This is a genomic window from Sporosarcina sp. SAFN-015 (assembly GCF_051966875.1).
GTDB lineage: Bacteria > Bacillota > Bacilli > Bacillales_A > Planococcaceae > Sporosarcina.
Genome location: NZ_JBQCKP010000001.1, coordinates 561,742 through 579,775, shown reverse-complemented (window position 1 = coordinate 579,775; position 18,034 = coordinate 561,742). Strand labels below are relative to the sequence as shown.

The 18,034-nt window shown below is 43.4% G+C and carries 22 protein-coding genes; 15 read left to right on the top strand and 7 right to left on the bottom strand.

All coding sequences use genetic code 11. From position 1 onward, the window contains the following. Nucleotides 1–72: 72 nt before the first annotated feature. Complete coding sequence (locus tag ACTHPA_RS02715) at nt 73–390, bottom strand: CHY zinc finger protein (protein ID WP_440498522.1); 318 nt, start codon at nt 388–390, stop codon at nt 73–75. 69 nt (nt 391–459) lie between these two features. On the opposite strand from ACTHPA_RS02715, the gene ACTHPA_RS02710 reads away from it, so the two are divergent. Beyond that, entirely contained in the window at nt 460–738 is a 279-nt protein-coding gene (locus ACTHPA_RS02710) for a hypothetical protein (protein ID WP_440498521.1), read from the top strand. Here the strand turns inward: ACTHPA_RS02710 and ACTHPA_RS02705 are convergent. Further along, nucleotides 735–1,445 (bottom strand): hypothetical protein, encoded by a 711-nt coding sequence (locus tag ACTHPA_RS02705; RefSeq protein ID WP_440498520.1) that lies wholly within the window; start codon nt 1,443–1,445, stop codon nt 735–737. The genes ACTHPA_RS02710 and ACTHPA_RS02705 overlap by 4 nt on opposite strands. 97 nt (nt 1,446–1,542) lie before the next feature. On the opposite strand from ACTHPA_RS02705, the gene ACTHPA_RS02700 reads away from it, so the two are divergent. From ACTHPA_RS02700 to ACTHPA_RS02670, 7 genes are all read left to right on the top strand, one after another. Next, the gene (locus tag ACTHPA_RS02700; protein WP_440498519.1) at nt 1,543–2,814 is read left to right on the top strand and encodes an acetyl-CoA hydrolase/transferase family protein; all 1,272 of its coding nucleotides are present in this window, start codon (nt 1,543–1,545) and stop codon (nt 2,812–2,814) included. 258 nt (nt 2,815–3,072) lie between these two features. Continuing rightward, the gene (locus tag ACTHPA_RS02695) at nt 3,073–4,470 is read left to right on the top strand and encodes an MBL fold metallo-hydrolase (protein WP_440498518.1); all 1,398 of its coding nucleotides are present in this window, start codon (nt 3,073–3,075) and stop codon (nt 4,468–4,470) included. A 14-nt stretch (nt 4,471–4,484) separates the two neighbouring features. Then, on the top strand, nt 4,485–4,838 hold the full coding sequence (locus ACTHPA_RS02690) for a rhodanese-like domain-containing protein (protein WP_440498517.1): 354 nt from the start codon (nt 4,485–4,487) through the stop codon (nt 4,836–4,838). 177 nt (nt 4,839–5,015) lie between these two features. Then, on the top strand, nt 5,016–5,837 hold the full coding sequence (locus ACTHPA_RS02685) for an ABC transporter permease (protein WP_440498516.1): 822 nt from the start codon (nt 5,016–5,018) through the stop codon (nt 5,835–5,837). Between the two features lie 4 nt (nt 5,838–5,841). After that, nucleotides 5,842–6,630, top strand: coding sequence for an ABC transporter ATP-binding protein (locus tag ACTHPA_RS02680; protein WP_440498515.1), 789 nt, complete (start codon nt 5,842–5,844; stop codon nt 6,628–6,630). Nucleotides 6,631–6,668: 38 nt separating this feature from the next. After that, nucleotides 6,669–7,742 carry an ABC transporter substrate-binding protein gene (locus ACTHPA_RS02675; RefSeq protein WP_440498587.1) on the top strand — a complete coding sequence of 358 codons (1,074 nt, stop codon included), beginning with the start codon at nt 6,669–6,671 and terminating at the stop codon, nt 7,740–7,742. 201 nt (nt 7,743–7,943) lie between these two features. Continuing rightward, a complete protein-coding gene (locus ACTHPA_RS02670) occupies nt 7,944–8,696 on the top strand; it encodes a DUF4184 family protein (RefSeq protein WP_440498514.1) in 753 nt (250 codons plus the stop codon). A 14-nt stretch (nt 8,697–8,710) separates the two neighbouring features. On the opposite strand, the gene ACTHPA_RS02665 is transcribed toward ACTHPA_RS02670, so the two are convergent. From ACTHPA_RS02665 to ACTHPA_RS02650, 4 genes are read right to left on the bottom strand one after another with little or no spacing between them, the layout of a single operon-like run. After that, nucleotides 8,711–9,670 (bottom strand): DMT family transporter, encoded by a 960-nt coding sequence (locus ACTHPA_RS02665; protein ID WP_440498513.1) that lies wholly within the window; start codon nt 9,668–9,670, stop codon nt 8,711–8,713. Between the two features lie 12 nt (nt 9,671–9,682). Next, entirely contained in the window at nt 9,683–10,909 is a 1,227-nt protein-coding gene (gene pepT, locus ACTHPA_RS02660; RefSeq protein WP_440498512.1) for a peptidase T, read from the bottom strand. A gap of 37 nt (nt 10,910–10,946) precedes the next feature. Next, a complete protein-coding gene (locus ACTHPA_RS02655) occupies nt 10,947–11,606 on the bottom strand; it encodes a lysoplasmalogenase (RefSeq protein ID WP_440498511.1) in 660 nt (219 codons plus the stop codon). Between the two features lie 59 nt (nt 11,607–11,665). Then, nucleotides 11,666–12,559, bottom strand: coding sequence for a LysR family transcriptional regulator (locus ACTHPA_RS02650; protein ID WP_440498510.1), 894 nt, complete (start codon nt 12,557–12,559; stop codon nt 11,666–11,668). Nucleotides 12,560–12,669: 110 nt separating this feature from the next. Here ACTHPA_RS02650 and ACTHPA_RS02645 point away from each other — a divergent pair, with 110 nt between their 5' ends. Together ACTHPA_RS02645 and ACTHPA_RS02640 are read left to right on the top strand one after the other, a co-directional pair. Further along, the gene (locus tag ACTHPA_RS02645; RefSeq protein WP_440498509.1) at nt 12,670–13,665 is read left to right on the top strand and encodes a YeiH family protein; all 996 of its coding nucleotides are present in this window, start codon (nt 12,670–12,672) and stop codon (nt 13,663–13,665) included. Between the two features lie 124 nt (nt 13,666–13,789). Beyond that, entirely contained in the window at nt 13,790–14,431 is a 642-nt protein-coding gene (locus ACTHPA_RS02640) for an HD domain-containing protein (protein WP_440498508.1), read from the top strand. A gap of 88 nt (nt 14,432–14,519) precedes the next feature. On the opposite strand, the gene ACTHPA_RS02635 is transcribed toward ACTHPA_RS02640, so the two are convergent. Next, nucleotides 14,520–14,750, bottom strand: coding sequence for a DUF2187 family protein (locus ACTHPA_RS02635; protein WP_440498507.1), 231 nt, complete (start codon nt 14,748–14,750; stop codon nt 14,520–14,522). 354 nt (nt 14,751–15,104) lie between these two features. On the opposite strand from ACTHPA_RS02635, the gene ACTHPA_RS02630 reads away from it, so the two are divergent. The 5 genes from ACTHPA_RS02630 (at nt 15,105) to ACTHPA_RS02610 (ending at nt 18,012) form a co-directional block, all read left to right on the top strand. Further along, nucleotides 15,105–15,368, top strand: a complete 264-nt coding sequence (locus ACTHPA_RS02630; protein WP_440498506.1) for a metal-sensitive transcriptional regulator — start codon at nt 15,105–15,107, stop codon at nt 15,366–15,368. A gap of 76 nt (nt 15,369–15,444) precedes the next feature. Next, nucleotides 15,445–15,924, top strand: coding sequence for a DsrE/DsrF/DrsH-like family protein (locus ACTHPA_RS02625; protein WP_440498505.1), 480 nt, complete (start codon nt 15,445–15,447; stop codon nt 15,922–15,924). Nucleotides 15,925–15,939: 15 nt separating this feature from the next. After that, on the top strand, nt 15,940–16,236 hold the full coding sequence (locus ACTHPA_RS02620) for a rhodanese-like domain-containing protein (RefSeq protein WP_440498504.1): 297 nt from the start codon (nt 15,940–15,942) through the stop codon (nt 16,234–16,236). Nucleotides 16,237–16,286: 50 nt separating this feature from the next. Further along, nucleotides 16,287–16,856, top strand: a complete 570-nt coding sequence (locus tag ACTHPA_RS02615; protein ID WP_440498503.1) for a sulfurtransferase TusA family protein — start codon at nt 16,287–16,289, stop codon at nt 16,854–16,856. Between the two features lie 28 nt (nt 16,857–16,884). Then, the gene (locus ACTHPA_RS02610; protein WP_440498502.1) at nt 16,885–18,012 is read left to right on the top strand and encodes an MBL fold metallo-hydrolase; all 1,128 of its coding nucleotides are present in this window, start codon (nt 16,885–16,887) and stop codon (nt 18,010–18,012) included. Nucleotides 18,013–18,034 lie beyond the last annotated feature (22 nt).

Sequence of the window (18,034 nt, the reverse complement as noted above, 5' to 3'; positions counted from 1 at the left end):
ATTTACTTAAATGTGTGCAGAAATGATTGAGGAATGTATACGCAAATCGTATACATTCCGTAAACCTTGAATTTACACTTCAAAATACAATCTCTTATGTAACCCGCAACCAGGATTAAATTTTGAGTTGCAAGATGGACATTTGTAAAGACATGATAGATACTCATTTATCGTCAATTCATGTCCACAACAACCACATAAAATGGCTTTTTCGTCAAACTTCTTTTTCGGCCAAACTTTTGGGCTTCTACACCCGGACTCTTCATGACATTGGAAGCACGGATAATAAGTTTTACAGCAATAAAACTTGATTGCGATAATATCGAGCTTGGAATGATAATGTGTACACCGCGTCTCGCTATCTATAACATTACCTGACACATGTATCATTGATTCCCCTCCTCAAAAATGAATAAATAAGATGCTCACGGAAATCCTTTATAAAAAAGGACTGATTCCATGTTTACCGAATATCCGACCATCCATACAAACATGTGGGATGCAATTTGGGCAGTACCGGTTGTTATATTGATTGTATTAGTGGCTAAATGGCTGTTTCGTGTAAAGTCGAGCTGGTTGTCTACTGTTGCAACAATAGCTGCTTTGATATTATCCGTGTTCATCAGCCACCGTGGTAATTTGGCAGCAGGCATATTTATGGGGGTTTTCTATTCAGGCGCTGCAATTGGTGTCATTTATTCAGTAAAGCAGAGTTATTTGGCATATCGCGCAGGTTAGTTTTTGAGCGGACAAAATCCGCATTGCATTAACCCCGGAACGTCTTTCGAAAAACAGCAGGTCGTCCGGATTGTCGTATTCAGCAGTTCGGATGGCTCGCTTCCTTTTAAATATTTTGCGAATAAAGAGTGACGTGCAATCTCTTTCCATGTTTCGTCATTTTTTAATATATCCAGATCGTTTCGTGCTTCTTCAGCTGTGCTCGGGTCGCACAGCATGACATGATACTGCCATAGTAAAAAGCCAAAAATGTTCTCCCAAAGAGTCAGTGGAGAGACAGAGGTGACGGTTCGGATTTGGCGTATGACTTTGTCAGCTAACAGTAGAATTTTTCGGATGACATCCCGATGTTCGTTCTCATGCACCTCTTGCCAGTCTCTTTCTTCGACAAATGTACTCACTGTTCGATTTCCATACTCCTCAATTGCTCCGAAGCTCATCTCCGTTGTTTCGCCATTCCATATTTCGTCATAGGTAGCCAAGTTATACAACTGCATGTTGATAAACATTCCAACACGTCGCATGAAGAAAGAAGCCGCGACTGTCAAATTCGGGCTTCCGCTCACAGTTAGTACAGCTCGAATGCAATCTTCTGTTTTCTCATTATCGAGCAGGTCTTGTAAAGTGAATAGAGGGTGTTTCGGGTAATTTATGTAAACACTATAACTATTCAATTGTCTAATTTGATCGTTTGTTAATTTTGTCATGCCTTTATTATAATTATTCTCGCACTTTTCAACAAGTTGAGCAGACTCTTCGTCTATACTATACTGATGTCAATACATCAACAGGGAAGTGTGACATATGACAAAGCGTTTAGATCCGACTGAATTTATTGGATTGATTGAAAAGGATGCAGATATCATTATTCCTCTTTCAAATGGCGAGCCGCATCGTTTGTTGGATTTGCTTGAGGCGTATTATGAGAAATTGCATAATGTCAAAGTGCATCAAATGTTAGCACTACGTGAACGAGATTATATAAACGGAAAAATGAAAGGTCACCTTTCACATATTTCTTACTTCCTAAGCGGGGCGACGAGGAAAGCTTATTGGGAAGGGCATGTCGAGTTAATCCCAAATGTGTTTCAGGAAATGTATAGATTGCTGCAGAAAACGGCGAAGAAGCCAATGGTGATGGCAGCCGCTTCGCCGATGGACGAGCATGGCTATTTTTCGCTTGGCACAAATGCGGATTATGCAGCAGAATTTATCGGGGAAGCTCCTTTTGTCTTAGAAGTGAATAAGCATATGCCGCGCACTTTTGGGGCAAATCAAATTCATATTAGTCAAATTGCCGGTTTTATTGAAAATGATGTGCCATTGACTGAAGGGATTTCGCCGATAATAACGGAGAAGGATCAGAAGATAGCTGAGTATATTACTAAGGATATCCAAGATGGAGATACGCTGCAAATCGGCATTGGGGCGATTCCGAATGCCGTCATGAAAATGCTAAAGGACCGGAAGCATTTAGGCATCCATACGGAAATGCTGACGGACGGCATTGTTGATCTCGTTGAGACAGGCGCAGTGGATGGAATGAAAAAGTTGTCTCATAAAGGGAAAATCATTGCGACATTTGCTTTCGGCTCTCAACGTTTATATGACTTCCTGAACAATAACCCTTCGGTAGAGTTCTTGCCGGTAAGTGTTGTCAATGATGCATACGAAATTGCAAAAGAAGATCATATGGTGTCGATTAATGCGACGACAGAAGTCGATTTATATGGTCAATGTGCTTCCGAAACCGTCGCTGGCCGTTATTATTCATCTAGTGGCGGTCAGGCAGATTTTGCAAGAGGGGTTCGCTTGTCGAAATACGGCAAAGGGTATGTGTGTATGCATTCGACAGCAAAAAACGACATGATTTCGAGAATCAAGCTGAATTTGTCACCAGGCTCTGTAGTAACAACATCGAAAAACTATGTGGACAATGTGGTAACGGAATACGGGATTGCCAGATTGCATGGGAAGTCGTTGTCTGAGCGGGCAGAAGCATTGATTAGCATCGCACATCCGAAGTTTAGGGAAGAATTAATGCAAGAAGCGAAGGAATTTGGATTAATTAAGTAGGGGAGGAGCTGAATATGGCTTCTCTTTTTTGTTTCGTGCCCATAGGGGGGGAATTCTGGTTGAATTGTCGTTAATCGGCGATTATTGGTTAAGTGGTGATAAAATCTTTCTCAATGATGATAAAAGCTGCATGGGTGGTGATAATCTTTATTTAAGTGGTGATAAACCTCTTCTAAGCAGTGATAAACAAAATTGTTGCATTCCGTATACCCCCGGTGGTATATTGGATTCATATCAAAAATACATGGAGGGGTATAAATGTATTTCAAATCATTTACAGATGAAAAGTTAGCGCAAAATGCTTATTTAATTGGATGTCAACGGACGGGTGAATCCATCATTATCGATGCCCCCCGCCATTTCGATCATATATTGGAAGCGGCTGAAAAAGAAGGTCTGCGTGTTACTGCGGCGGCAGATACACATATCCATGCCGACTATGTCTCCGGCGCACGGCAGTTGGCTGTTCAGCATGGAGTGAAGCTATATTTATCGGACGAAGGCGATGAAAATTGGAAATATCGATTTACTGATGGAATCGATGTTGAACTCGTAAAGGAAGGCACAAAGTTCTCAATTGGAAATATCGATTTTGAAGTGTGGCATACACCGGGACATACGCCTGAAAGCATATCCTTCTTATTGACAGACAGGGGTGGCGGTGCGACTGTTCCAATGGGTATCTTTACTGGGGACTTCGTTTTCGTCGGTGATGTCGGTCGACCGGACTTGCTTGAAAAAGCGGCTGGCATCGGAGGAACTGCTGACAGCGGCGCGAGGGATATGTACCGATCCATTCAGCGCTTTATAAATCTGCCCGATCATCTTGTCGTTTGGCCAGGACACGGTGCAGGTTCGGCTTGCGGGAAATCACTTGGAGCGGTTCCGATTTCAACGGTCGGCTACGAAAAGCAATCTAACTGGGCGCTGCAAATAAACGATGAAGAAAAATTTGTCGAAGAACTTTTGAAAGAACAACCGGAGGCACCGGTTTATTTCGCGGAAATGAAGAAGTTAAATAAGGAAGGCCCGGCAATTTTGAATGATGAAAAAGTGAGGATTCTTAAAACGAGCGAGGAACTTGTAAAACTTACAGCAGAAGCACAAGTTTTTGTCTTGGATACGCGGCCTGCCAAAGTTGTTGCGGAAAAAGGCCTCCTCAAAGGGGCTATCAATATTCCGTTCAATAAATCATTTACCAACTGGGCTGGTTGGTTGGTGAAATACGATGAAAAAATTGTCGTCATCGCGGAGAATGGTGAACAGGAAGAAGTGCAAAAAACATTACAATCCATCGGGCTCGATACGATCATCGCATTCGCCGATCCAGCTCTGCTCGAGGGCGAGGACCTCGTGACATATGAAACGTTGCCCGTTTCAACTTTCATTAAAGAAATGGGAGATGAAGATGCGTTTGTCATCGATGTGCGTAATGATAGCGAATGGAATAATGGTCATTTGAACGAAGCGGAGCATTTATTCCTCGGCAAATTGCGTGAAGTCGACATTCTGGCAAACAAGAAATTGCTCGTTCATTGCCAAAGTGGGGCGCGATCAGCAATCGCTTCCAGTATTTTGAAAGCGCGCGGCTTTGAAACAGTAAAACATATGGAGGGTGGGTATAATGCCTACTCTGCTGCACAATCCACAAACTGAAGGGGAGAGCATCCATGGAATGGATCATCATCATAGCAATTGTCGCGTTTTTCACATGGCGCATGATGCCGTCAAAAGGCGTCAAAACAATATCGACTGAACAATTGAAAGATGTTTTGAAAGACAAATCAAAGCAATTTATCGATGTCCGAACACCGGCAGAATATAAAGGACGTCATATTCATGAATTTAAGAATATACCTTTAAACTTGTTGAAGTCCAAGTTGGATAAACTCGATAAGGATAAAGAAGTGGTCGTCATTTGTCAAAGCGGCATGCGCAGTTCACAAGCTGCAAATATGCTGAAAAAATCAGGCTTCACGAATGTTAGTAACGTCAGAGGCGGAATGAGCGCTTGGCGCGGTTAATTGAATAAAGCAAGAAAGCATCTAGCTGTCAGAAATGGCGGTGGGATGCTTTTTTTGTTGTGTTTATATACTCGCGCTAACATGCGCCGATCTTAGTTCATTCGCTAAAATCCTCCTCATCTGCCCAACCAAACCTATAGGCATACACATACTATTGTTATGAAGAGGTGGTGAACGTTGAAAAAAGAGAAGGCGACTATTGGACGCGATCCGTATGAGATTGAGCAGCGGGAATGGAAGCAAAGACAATCGAAGGAACGATATAAGCAGCTATTGACGATCGCTTCGCCAATCTTCCTTTTGCTGTTGTGGGAAGTGATGTCGAGGACAGGGATAATGGATATCCGGTTTTTCCCGCCGCCATCAGCCATCTTAGGCACATTTGTCAAAATGATCGCGAATGGGGTAATGGTGGATCATATTGGGGTTTCCTTATATCGGATCTTTGCAGGATTCCTTGCGGGCGTCATACCGGGCGTAATCATCGGTTTGCTGATGGGGCTGTATTCGCCGATCCGGCATTTCGTTCAGCCGATCGTCATGGCGCTTATGCCAATTCCAACGCTTGCATTGTTGCCGATCATCATCATCCTATTTGGAATTGGTGACTTGTCGAAAGTTGTCACGATTGCGGGAAGCGTGTTTTTCCCTGTTGTCATTAATACGGCGGCTGGTGTCTTGAATATCGATCGAATTTATTTGGACGTTGCAAATAACTATGGTGCCGGTAAGATGCAGTTCTTCTTCAAGATCGCATTGCCTGGCGCGTTGCCGGTCATGCTGGAAGGGATCCAGATGGGGCAGGCGATCGCTTTGCTTACGATCGTTGCCGCAGAAATGATGGGAGCGACTTCAGGAATCGGGTATTTGATCTGGACGTCGTATAAGGCATTTCTGTTGCAGGAAATGTACGTCGGACTCATCCTCATTTCATTTTTTGGCTATCTCTTCTCCTTGATGCTTCGCGGTCTTCAGAAAAAGTTGTTACCTTGGAGGTGATTGGGTGAGGAAGAAGGCGAAAATTGAAATCAGGAATTTGACGAAAGCATTTTATAAAAAACAATCGAGTGTAACAGCTCTCGACGACATTTCCCTCTCGATTGGAGAAGGGGAATTTGTCTGCATTGTCGGACCGAGCGGTTGCGGTAAGACGACCTTATTGCGTATATTGGCGGGGCTTGAACAGCCTAGCGTCGGTGAATTCGAAATCCGGTCGGAGCAGGAAGGACGCCCTCTCCAATCGATGGTATTCCAAGAACGTGGAGTCATCCCTTGGCTAACTGTGAAGGATAATGTTTCCTTTGGGCTGAAAATGCGAAAATTGCCGAAGGACGTCATTGAGGAGAGGACGGAGTATTACTTACAAAAGACGGGGCTTGACCGGTTTGCACATCTCTACCCGAAAGAATTATCAGGGGGGATGAAACAGCGGGTGAGCATTGCCCGTGCATTCGCGAATGACCCTGAAATCCTCCTTATGGATGAACCGTTCGCCGCGTTGGATGAACAAAATAAATTCATCCTCCAGGAAGAATTGCTCTCCATATGGTCGGAAACGAAAAAGACAGTGATTTTCATAACACATAGCATTGACGAAGCATTGTTGCTGAGTGATCGGATTTTGCTTATGAGTGCGCAGCCCGGGAAAATCATTCAGCAAATTAGAATCGACACACCGCGACCGAGGACGATGGAAGATATCCGGAAAGATCCAAAGCTTGCGGAGCAGTTTGTCGATATTTGGAAGCATTTGCAAGATGAAGTGCAACGGTCAAGGAAAGAGAATAGATGAAATGGGGAGAAAAGGTGAAAGGGTTCAAGTATGGTTGGATGATGATTTTGGCTGCCGTGCTCTTACTTGTCGGAGCATGCGCCAAACAAGAGCCCGCTCCAGAAACAAAAGTGGAAACACCACCTGGTGATACAGTCGTTGAGACGCCGTCCGGGGATTTGGCGCCACTTGATAAGCGGGTGAAGGTGTTGATTGCCGAAGACGGTGCAGCTTCTGGGGCAGGATTCTATATCGCAAAGGAAAAAGGATATTTTGAGGATTACAATATTGAAGTGGAATTTGCTGATTTTGCGAATAGCGATGACATGCTGCCTGCACTTGCAGCCGGTGAAGTCGATATTGCGGGCGGCGTCTCGACCGCATCATTTTTTAACGCCATTGCACAAGGCATCGACGTTCGAATCATTGCGGATAAAGGACATAATATGCCGGGCAAATCGTATTTCACCTTCGTCATCGGCAACCATATGGTAGATGAAATTAAAGATTATCCTGATTTCCGCGGGAAGAAGATTGCCGTGTCTTCCAGAAACTCGATTGATGGATATATTTACGAGGAAATGTTGAAACATGCAGGATTAACTGAGGAAGACGTAGAGTATGTCCATATCGCGGATTTCGGTTCGATGCTTGGCGCGATTGACTCCGGGACAATTGATGCTGCGCTGAATATCGAACCGCTTATTGCACAAGGGGTAGCAAAAGGCTTCCATGTCCGCTTCAAAGATGCAACCGACTATGCGCCTGAATCACAGATTGCGATGGTTCTCGCTTCGCCAAAATTCATGGGTGAGGAAGAAATTTCATTGCGCTTCATGGCAGCATATTTGAAGGGTGTCCGGGATTACAACGACGCGTTCTTTAAAGGAGAAGGCAAGGAAGAAATCGTCGACATCATGGTGAAGCATACGGCGTTGAAAGATCCTGAGCTATGGGATAAAGTGAATGTCACCGGCCTCGATCCGGACGGAAAGATGTTCGTGGATGATATTAAGAAGCAATATGAAACGTATAAAGCAAACGGAGCGATATTAGGTGATATTGATTTTGATAAAGCCGTCGATACTTCATTAGCAGAGGAAGCTGTGGAGATTATTGGGGAGTATGAATGAGTCAAAGATAGGTAATTCCGCTATCAAAAGAAAAAAATAATAACTGGCGATGGCGTCGGGTTTCCAAGAGTCTGTAAACTTGGAAACCTTTTTGTGTTGTGAGGCGTATGATTAGTAGTGGAGAATATATAGAATTGGAAAAAACCATTATTGAGTTTTGCAGTCAATAATACTAATTAAGCATTTGGGGGAGTTCATTATATGCCCTTAACGTTCGCTCACCCGGCAGCAGTCTTGCCTTTTTCGAGAAACAGCAAGTATGTTAATTTCTTAGCATTGGTTTTAGGAAGTATGTCGCCTGACTTTGAGTACTTTCTCAGAGGAAAACCATCTGGTGAGATTGGTCACACATTTATAGGATTTGTAACTTTTAATCTTCCAGTTGTCGCGGTTGTTTATATAATTTATCAAGCATACATACATAGAACTTTGTTTAGTCATTTGCCATTTTTCCTACAAGACACCTGTACTGAAAAGCCAAGTTCTTCTAAAGCGTTAAAGGCTGTAGTTTTTCTCTACTCAGCTCTTTTTGGCATGCTGACTCATATAGTCTGGGATTCGTTTACGCACATAAATGGTTTTATGGTGAATAAATTAGCGGTGCTTACATATACCCTTCAAGTTTTCGATAGGAATATCCCTGTTTACAAATTCCTGCAACACGGAAGCACGTTCGTCGGCATATGTGCCATTGTTCTATATATGTGCTATCGAACGGCGAAGTATAATGGTAATAAGGGTAGGGGGATAAAACCTGTGCAAAAAGCTTTATATTGGGGCTGTATTACTTTATTGTCATTATTATTTTTCAGTTTATGGTATTCCATTGATCCAGTCACTATTGAATTGTACGGTATTATCGTTGTCCGAGTTATAGATTCGGTGTTAGTCAACTTGTTAATTGTTTCGTTGTACTTCAAATATTTTTACAGACGAAAAAACGCTCTAATTTGAGCGTTTTTTAATCTCTAAACGACAGGTATTTTACTCTTCGCAACTGACGTCTGATAGCTATGCAATCCCATCCCAATAATAATCACCAATATCCCAATCAAAGAAAGTGTACCGGGCAGCGCAATATGTAAAATGATCATTTCACCGATCATCGCGAAAATGAGCTCGGTCGATTGCGTCGCTTCCACAGCAGCGAGCTTGCCTTGGTCATGTTGGACTAGGTCGGTCGCCATGAAGAACAGCGTCGTTGCGATAACGCCTGAGCTAACCGCAACTATCAACGACTGAATGACTTGGTTCATGGAAGGCGGTCCGACAGTGAACATCGCATAAACAGCAAAACCGATCCAAACCGGAATGGTCATCAACGTCATCGCCAGCACTCTCTGAAAGGTATCAAGCCTTCCTTGCAATAAATCCATCATCTTTCGGTTGCCTAACGGGTAGGCGAACGCCGCCACGACAACGGGAAGGATACCTAGCCATAAAGTGCGTGTATCGACACTGTTGGCGTTCGGAATTTGAATTAAAATGACACCAGCAAAAATGATTAAAGTAATGAGCAACGAAACTAAGGGGATTCTCTGCCGAATCTTCTTTTCCCCTTCTTTAGTCTTCACAATAATGACGAATAACGGCGCCAACAGAACGCCGGCAACAATCGTCAATTGCCATGTCCCCGCAAGGAGCCAACCTGGGCTATATGCCGCGGAAAACGTGAGGGGTGCATAAAAAAGGACGAAAGCAACGACGCTCCAACCAAAAAAGGGAAGTGGCTTCGAGGCCATAGCCTTGCCTGTATCCCGAAGCCCTTTACGATAAGCGACGATGGCAATCAAAAACGGAACCATGAAGAAATAACGGAGGGAGGCGCTCCATAACCAGCTGCCTCCCGAAATTTCCATCGACCGATTCAATACAAACGTCACCGCGAAAAACAAAGATGACAGTATACCTATCCAAATAGCTTTCACAGTGAGGCCCCCTTATGCGCGTTCTTCGAAGAGCTTTACAGCCTCGATGATGACATTCGTCGCCTTTTCCATATTGTCGACGGAGATGTATTCATATTTACCGTGGTAATTCTCGCCGCCCGTAAAAATATTCGGCGTCGGCATGCCCATGTAGGATAGTTGCGCCCCGTCCGTACCGCCGCGCACTGGCACGATATCCGGCTTGATGTCGAGTGTTTTGAATGCATCCGAAATAATATCTACGATTTCCATGACAGGCTCAATCTTGTCACCCATATTGTAATATTGATCATTCAGTTCAAGCTCTACAGCATTCTCGCCGTGCTCTTTTTTCAATTGTGCCGCCGTGTCGACAAACAGCTGTTTACGTGCTTCAAACGTCTCGCGGTCGAAATAGCGGATAATATAATGCAACTCTGTCTTCTCGACTGAACCTGTCATATCCGCCAGATGAACAAATCCTTCATATCCATCCGTCACTTGCGGGATTTCATCCGCAGGCATTGCCGCTTGGAATTGGTTTGCAATCAGGATCGAGTTCACCATTTTGTCCTTCGCAGAGCCTGGATGCACGTTCGTACCGTGGAATGTCACTTTTGCTCCTGCTGCATTGAAGGTTTCATATTGCAGTTCGCCAAGAGGTCCGCCGTCCATTGTATACGCATATTTCGCACCGAATGTCTTCACATCAAATTTATGTGGTCCGGAGCCGATCTCTTCATCAGGCGTGAAGGCGACACGCAGTTTGCCATGTTTAATTTCAGGATGTTGTATTAAAAATTCCATCGCCGTCATGATTTCTGCAATTCCGGCTTTATTGTCAGCGCCTAACAACGTCGTGCCATCCGTTGTGATGAGAGTATGGCCAACATAATTTTTCAACTCGGGGAATGTGGAGACGGACATTATTGTCTTTTCATTCAACTGGATGTCATTGCCGTCATAATTGTCGACTCGCTGAGGATTGACGTTTTTACCCGTATAATCGGGCGCAGTGTCGACGTGCGCCAAAAAGCCGATTGTCGGGATATCCTTATCCGTATTAGCAGGAAGTGTGGCAAATAGATAGCCGTTTTCGTCTAGAGTGATTTCTTCCATGCCGATTTCAGCAAGCTCTTTTTCAAGCACATGCAGCAAATCCCACTGGCCCGCTGTAGATGGAGTGGATGTGCTATTCTCGTCTGATTGTGTATCGATTTTTGCATAACGTGTTAGACGTTCAATCAATTTTTCTTTCATTCCAATGACCTCCAGTTAGTGTAAAGCGTTATTTCCCTTATCTTATCAGATTGTTTCGATTCACGGAATACTTGACGACCCGACTGCCGATGCTTGCTGCAATGAAGACTTGCGCTGCATAGTACGTCACCATGACAAATGCGTCCCTGTAGGGAATATCTACGACAAATCGGTCGATCGCCAGCACCGAATCGGAAAATATAAATAGCAGCGCTCCGGAAATAGCAAGCTTCAACTGGGTACGAATCGCCATCCAGCCCATCGTCAAAATGACTGCGATATAAGCGAGGATAGCCACCCCAAGAATTGATTCGCCATTAGCAAATTGTGAGCCGGCAATCCAGATGGCCATGCCCACACCGTATAGCAACAGCAAACTTGCCGCCCATTTCGGTATATGTTTGCGGCTTGCAGAATTGAAAGCAAAGATGTAAAAAAGATGTCCAATGAAAAATGTAATTAGACCTGCCATGAACCAGTAGATAACCCCATCTGCAATCATGCAAATGAATAACCCCGCAATAATGATTCTTTTATAGGTATGTGAAATAAGTGACGGCGTCATCGCAGCGAATATGATAATGAGTGCCATAGGAATTAGCTTCATGAAAATCTTGAAACCGACCGGATCGGGTGGAATTAAAAATATATAAAGGGCGCCCATTATGATAATAGCTGTCAATACGATATTCCTCACTGCTTATACAGCTCCTCTCCTCCTTTTCACTTCGATAGGGGGACGTGGAAATCCTTCTGTTAAAGCGTCGTTAATAATTTTTTGGTCCGCAAGATATCAATGAAAACTTCAAGCGCCTTTGTTTGGAAAGGGGTGCTTGTCACAATGGAAAATTTGCGGCGGTAGGGGAGCCCTTTGACATCCAGCATTCGTAAATCGCCGTTTTTCAATTCTTTCTTAATCGACCAATGAGAAAGCAGACTTATACCGAGGCCTGCCTCTACAGATTCTTTGATTGGTTGAGTGCTGCTGAAATTCATTAGTTTACTCGGTGAAATCCCTTGCTGCTCAAATAAATTATCCATCGCTTCCCGTGTGCCGGATCCATGCTCACGGACAATCCAAGTTTCTTGCTCCAAGTCCGTCATTTCGAGAGATTTTCCTTTTGTTGAAAGCGGGTGGTCAACTGCACAGACGATTACCATAGCGTCCTCAGCAAAATCCTCTACGATGAGTCTTGCAGTATTGAATTTTCCTTCAACGATGCCGATATCGAGTTGATGGCTTGCGACTAAATCAGCGACAGTTGCTGTATTGCCGATTGTCACTGTCGGTTGGATATCGGGATAAGTCTGCTTCAAATTGGCAATAATGCGTGGCAGCACGTATTCGCCGAACGTATAACTCGCGCCGATCGACAAAGGACCGCTTGCCTTATTCGCTAGATCATCGACAAGATTTTGCATTTTCGAATACAGAGCAAGGATTTCCTTTGCGTGGTGATAGACGATTTCCCCTGCTTTGTTCAGCCGGACGTACTTATTCGTACGCTCTAGCAGTCTTGTCCCGATTTGTTCCTCGAACTGCCGGATATATTGGCTTACTGCCGGCTGGGTCATATGATGCTCTTCGGCGGCGCGTGAAAAGCTTTCTTTTTCCGCTACCGTTACAAATACTTGAAGTTGCTGGTCCATCTTCATCACTCCTTGCAATTAATCATATCATTTTACTTATCATAAACATTATTATAATTTATTTTACTTATGAAGTTCTGCATATTACGCTTACATAGGAGGTGGTATAGATGAATCAAAAGAACAGCAAATGGTTTGCGGGAATCGCTTTCACATTTTTTATTGCATTATTAGGTTTTTTATTAGCGAAAGTACCCGGATTTAACCATATCGGACAATTGGCAAGCGCAATCATAATTGCTGTCGCATACCGGCAATTATTCGGATACCCGGAAATGCTTCGCGCTGGCATTACATTTTCATCGAAAAAGTTGCTAAGGCTAGCGATCATTTTATACGGATTGAAATTAAATATAGATGTCGTTTTCCGCGACGGACTCGGCTTGCTGGCACGTGATGTGCTCGTCATTGCATTTGCCATCGGGCTTATGGTCCTTCTTGCCAAGTGGCTGAAGGCGGATAAAGATATTTCCTTACTGCTTGGAGTAGGGACGGGGGTATGCGGAGCTGCGGCCATCGCAACGGTTGCGCCGATCATCAAGGCGAAGGATGAAGATACCGCAATCGGGGTCGGTATCATCGCCATGCTTGGGACCGTGTTTGCAATTGGCTATACAGTATTGCGACCGATTGTACCATTGCTCCCAACTGAGTATGGCATCTGGTCGGGCATGAGCCTCCATGAATTGGCGCATGTCGCAATCGCCGCGGCTCCTGCGGGAGAAGATGCGCTTGCCATTGCATTGCTAGCGAAACTCGGAAGGGTATTCTTATTAGTCCCGTTATGCTTCATTTTCATTTATTTTATGAAGCGCAAAAGCAAAGGCGAAGAAGAAGGGCAGAACAAAATCGAGTTCCCATGGTTCCTTATTGGGTTCATTCTGTTAAGCGTATTTGGAAGTTATGTTTTAGGTCATTCAATACCTGTGTCTGATGAAGTGATGACAGGAATTAGTACAGTGACAACATGGCTATTAACTGCTGCCATGGTCGGTCTAGGCTTAAATGTCAGCTTGAAGGATCTGCGTGAACGCGCGATGAGGCCATTGATAGCGGTGACTATCACATCAGTCTGCTTGTCTGTTTTGGTGTATTTTATTCTATAAAATTATGGGCGTCTTTTCCGGAATAGGAATAGGCGCCTTATTTGATGTGAATTCCTTACATGCATAAATTAGATGAAATAAGGGAAAGTATTGATAATGCCTACTGTAGAAAGGTGAGATTAGGATGGGTGTACATCAATATTTTAAAAGCTTATCTGATTTAGAACAAATTATTCGTTGTCCAGGCAAGTTCAAATATCAGCATCATTCCGTTGCCAGCCATTCATTTAAGGTGACAAAAATTGCTCAATTTCTTGGAACGGTTGAAGAAAAGGCTGGGCAGAAAGTTGATTGGAGAATCCTATATGAAAAGGCATTGAACCATGACTACGCGGAACTTTTTACTGGAGATATAAAGACACCGGTAAAATATGCTTCAAAGGAGTTAAAGCAACTGTTCAGTGAAGTAGAGGAAGAAATGACAAGAAAGTTTGTAGAAAAGGAACTTCCATCTGAGTTTCAAAATATTTACTTAGAGCGATTTAAGGAAGGTAAAGATGAAACATTGGAGGGTCGCATTTTATCTGTAGCTGATAAAATTGATTTACTTTATGAAGCTTTTGGTGAAATTCAAAAAGGTAATCCAGAACCATTGTTTATAGAGATATACGAAGAAGCATTAAGAACAATATTGTTGTTTCAAAATATGAACTGCGTAAAATACTTCCTCGACCATATACTGACGGATATGCTCAGCGAACGTTTTACTGAACATGGGGAGTTATCGGGCATTGCAATGCGGATAATTAAAGAATGTAATAGTTGAAAGACTTACATAAAAGTCGTCATTTCTAAAGAAATTCCAAAAGAAAAAGGGCACTCCCTGGTAGAGATGCCCGTCTTTTACGTATAGATTAGACTACGGAGTAGTTCTTGTGGGAAACAACGGTGAGATTGGATGCGACACCGATTCGGTCTGCATCTTCCTCCGAAATCTTAACGATGACTGAGTTCTCAAGAATTTTTTGTATCGTTCCATTCACCTCATAATCATTGCGAACGAACGAAATTTCCTCATCGATATGACGAGCTGCGACAAAATCTGAAACAGGTTTTTCACTGCGTGGAAAAGCCAATCTGATCACTCCTACTGTTCATTCTCATCATTATTCTTAATAAAAAAATGCTTGGGCATGCCCAAAGCAATCGAATCGTGATGGAAAACAACTAGTTGAAAACGATCTCTATTAAGTTGTCTATTATTATTGTATCATAAATTGTCGCACTTTGCAGAAAGCATGATTTGCTTGGGTATATCGCTTGCAGCAACTTTACGGTGTGCGAGTCGACGATCCTGATATGAGCATAACTCCGGGAAATCGCGCCATAACCTGTTTGAACTCAAGCATAACCTGCGCCAGAAATCATAAACACTTGACATTATACCTGCAGGGGTATACAATCAGTCTTGTAATCAACGAGAAAGGAGCTGAACGCAGTTGGAATACGATGATAAAGTCATTAATCGATTAAAAAGAATCGAAGGCCAGATTAAAGGGATTTTGCGGATGATCGAAGAAGGAAAAGACTGCAAAGAAGTCGTTACACAATTGTCTGCTTCCCGTTCTGCGATTGACCGTACAATCGGCGTCATTGTCAGCTCAAATATCATTGCATGTATGCAGAATATTGATGAAAGCAATTCGATGTCCCAAGAGGATATTGTGAAAGAGGCGGTTGATCTTCTCGTAAAGAGTCGCTAAACAGTTGACTCTTTTCTTTTAAAGGTTTATTATACCCCTACGGGTAATGGTAATTTAGAAAGAAAGGATGATTGTGTTGTCAGAAACGAAAAAGACGACCATTGTTTTGTTCAGTGGAGACTACGACAAAGCAATGGCTGCTTATATTATTGCAAATGGAGCTGCGGCTTACGATCATGAAGTGACAATCTTCCATACGTTTTGGGGATTGAATGCACTCCGTAAAGAAGAACAGGTTCCTGTGAAGAAAGGGTTCCTTGAAAAGATGTTCGGGAAAATGATGCCTCGTGGTGCTAATAAAATGGGCATCTCGAAAATGAATATGGCTGGAATGGGACCAAAAATGATTAAGCACGTCATTGAAAAACATAATGCGATGACGCTTCCCCAATTGATTGAACTGGCGCAAGAACAGGATATTAAACTTGTCGCTTGTACGATGACAATGGATTTGTTAGGTCTTCATCAAGATGAATTGCTAGATGGGATTAACTATGCAGGGGTAGCTGCTTATTTAGCTGATGCACAAGATGGCAATGTAAATTTATTTATCTAAATAGGAGGAAACAATATGAATGAATTGACAGCAATAGAAATCGAAACAAAATTATCCGCTGGGCAAACGCTGAATATTATTGATGTTCGTGAAGTCGACGAAGTAGCTGAAGGTGAAATTCCTGGTGCGATCAATATCCCTCTAGGATTGTTGGAGTTCCGCATGAATGAACTAGATAAAGCAAAGGAATATATTATGGTTTGTCGCTCCGGCGGACGCAGCGGGCAGGCAACGAAGTTCTTGGAAAGCTACGGATACCGAGTAGTAAATATGACTGGCGGTATGTTGGCTTGGGAAGGTCCTACTGAGTAATTTTTTTATGCAGAAAAATATACCCCCATCGGTATTAGGAGTGACGGAAAATGATAAAAGCGGATCACATAATCGATGCAAAAGGATTGGCATGCCCTATGCCAATCGTCAAGACGAGAAAAGCGATGAAAGAATTGGAACTCGGGAGTGTTCTTGAGGTCCAGGCAACCGATAAAGGTTCTACCGCCGACCTCAAAGCTTGGTCGGAAAGTTCAGGACATCAATTCTTAGGTACAACTGAAAAAGATGGAGTGCTTACCCATTATTTACGAAAAACTGAAGGACAGGAAAAAGAGGAAATGAGTTATCCTCATGTTATTTCTAATGAAGAATTGGAAACTGCACTTTCGAACCGAAAGGAGATTGTTTTATTGGATGTCCGTGAAACTGCGGAATTTGCTTTCGGCCATATTCCAGGCGCCCAATCGCTTCCGCTTGGTGATCTAGAAAAATCTTTTAACGAATTAGATAAAGAAGCTTCTATCTGCATTGTTTGCCGATCAGGCAATCGAAGCGACATGGCTGCACAAAAACTTGCTGCAGCAGGATTCAAGAACGTAAAAAATGTTGTACCCGGCATGAGTGGATGGAAAGGTCCCATTGAAAAATCTGTTCAATAACGCACTTACCTAGATAGGAGGAGATAGTATGTCAGTTACACCGATGACGGCTGCAGAGGTTGCAAAAAAGGTGATCAATAAAGAGAACTTCTTTATTTTGGACGTCCGTAATGAAGATGCATTCGCCGATTGGAAAATTGAAGGGGAAAATATTCAACATTTGAATATCCCGTATTTCAATCTATTGGACGGTGTGGAAGAGAGTCTACATCAAATCCCGAACGATCAAGACGTCATCGTCGTCTGTGCGAAGGAAGGCTCTTCAGTTTTCGTCGCGGAAATGCTTGCTGAAGAGGGACGTGATGTTTCCTACTTACAAGGCGGCATGAAGGCGTGGAGCGAATATTTGGAACCGGTGAAGGTGGGAGACTTGAAGGACGGCGGCGCGATCTATCAATTCGTGCGCATCGGAAAAGGATGCCTTTCTTACATGATTGTGTCGAACGGTGAAGCTGTCATTGTAGATGCGACAAGAATGACGAATGTCTTCCTAGATTTCGCAAAACAATTAGACGTGAAGATTACGCATGTGCTCGACACACATTTACACGCCGATCATATTTCTGGCGGACGTAAGCTTGCCGAAGCCGTGAATGGAACATACTGGCTGCCGCCTAAAGACGCGACAGAAGTTATGTTTGCATACGAACCGTTAGAAGATGGCCAAGTCATAAAAGTCGGGAAATCGAAAATCGATATCCAAGCACTATATTCACCGGGCCATACAATCGGCTCCACTTCGTTTATTGTCGATGAAGCTTATTTATTGTCAGGAGATATATTATTTATCGATTCAATCGGGAGGCCAGACCTTGCAGGGTTGGCGGAAGATTGGGTCGGCGATCTGCGGGAAACTTTGTATAGCCGCTACCGCGAGTTGGCGGAGGATCTTCTTGTTCTTCCAGCGCATTTCATGATTATCGAAGAATTGAATGACGACGGAAGTGTGTCCAAGAAGTTAGGGAAGCTTTTTGCGGATAACCACGGTTTGAATATTGAGGATGAACAGGAATTCCGTCAATTAGTGACAGGAAACTTGCCGCCTCAACCGAACGCATACCAAGAAATTCGACAAACGAACATGGGCAAAATTGCTCCTGATGAAGAAACACAGCGTGAAATGGAAATTGGACCGAACCGTTGCGCGGTACGGTGACAAATTAATTATAAGGAGAAGA

Bases quoted from the DNA above. Each gene is read 5' to 3' on its own strand.
- ACTHPA_RS02650 (WP_440498510.1), bottom strand. From the start codon at position 12,559: ATGGACCAGCAACTTCAAGTATTTGTAACGGTAGCGGAAAAAGAAAGC.
- ACTHPA_RS02645 (WP_440498509.1), top strand. From the start codon at position 12,670: ATGAATCAAAAGAACAGCAAATGGTTTGCGGGAATCGCTTTCACATTT.
- ACTHPA_RS02610 (WP_440498502.1), top strand. From the start codon at position 16,885: ATGTCAGTTACACCGATGACGGCTGCAGAGGTTGCAAAAAAGGTGATC.
- ACTHPA_RS02695 (WP_440498518.1), top strand. From the start codon at position 3,073: ATGTATTTCAAATCATTTACAGATGAAAAGTTAGCGCAAAATGCTTAT.
- pepT (WP_440498512.1), bottom strand. From the start codon at position 10,909: ATGAAAGAAAAATTGATTGAACGTCTAACACGTTATGCAAAAATCGAT.
- ACTHPA_RS02670 (WP_440498514.1), top strand. From the start codon at position 7,944: ATGCCCTTAACGTTCGCTCACCCGGCAGCAGTCTTGCCTTTTTCGAGA.
- ACTHPA_RS02690 (WP_440498517.1), top strand. From the start codon at position 4,485: ATGGAATGGATCATCATCATAGCAATTGTCGCGTTTTTCACATGGCGC.
- ACTHPA_RS02620 (WP_440498504.1), top strand. From the start codon at position 15,940: ATGAATGAATTGACAGCAATAGAAATCGAAACAAAATTATCCGCTGGG.
- ACTHPA_RS02675 (WP_440498587.1), top strand. From the start codon at position 6,669: ATGATGATTTTGGCTGCCGTGCTCTTACTTGTCGGAGCATGCGCCAAA.
- ACTHPA_RS02705 (WP_440498520.1), bottom strand. From the start codon at position 1,445: ATGACAAAATTAACAAACGATCAAATTAGACAATTGAATAGTTATAGT.
- ACTHPA_RS02640 (WP_440498508.1), top strand. From the start codon at position 13,790: ATGGGTGTACATCAATATTTTAAAAGCTTATCTGATTTAGAACAAATT.
- ACTHPA_RS02615 (WP_440498503.1), top strand. From the start codon at position 16,287: ATGATAAAAGCGGATCACATAATCGATGCAAAAGGATTGGCATGCCCT.
- ACTHPA_RS02715 (WP_440498522.1), bottom strand. From the start codon at position 390: ATGATACATGTGTCAGGTAATGTTATAGATAGCGAGACGCGGTGTACA.
- ACTHPA_RS02710 (WP_440498521.1), top strand. From the start codon at position 460: ATGTTTACCGAATATCCGACCATCCATACAAACATGTGGGATGCAATT.
- ACTHPA_RS02700 (WP_440498519.1), top strand. From the start codon at position 1,543: ATGACAAAGCGTTTAGATCCGACTGAATTTATTGGATTGATTGAAAAG.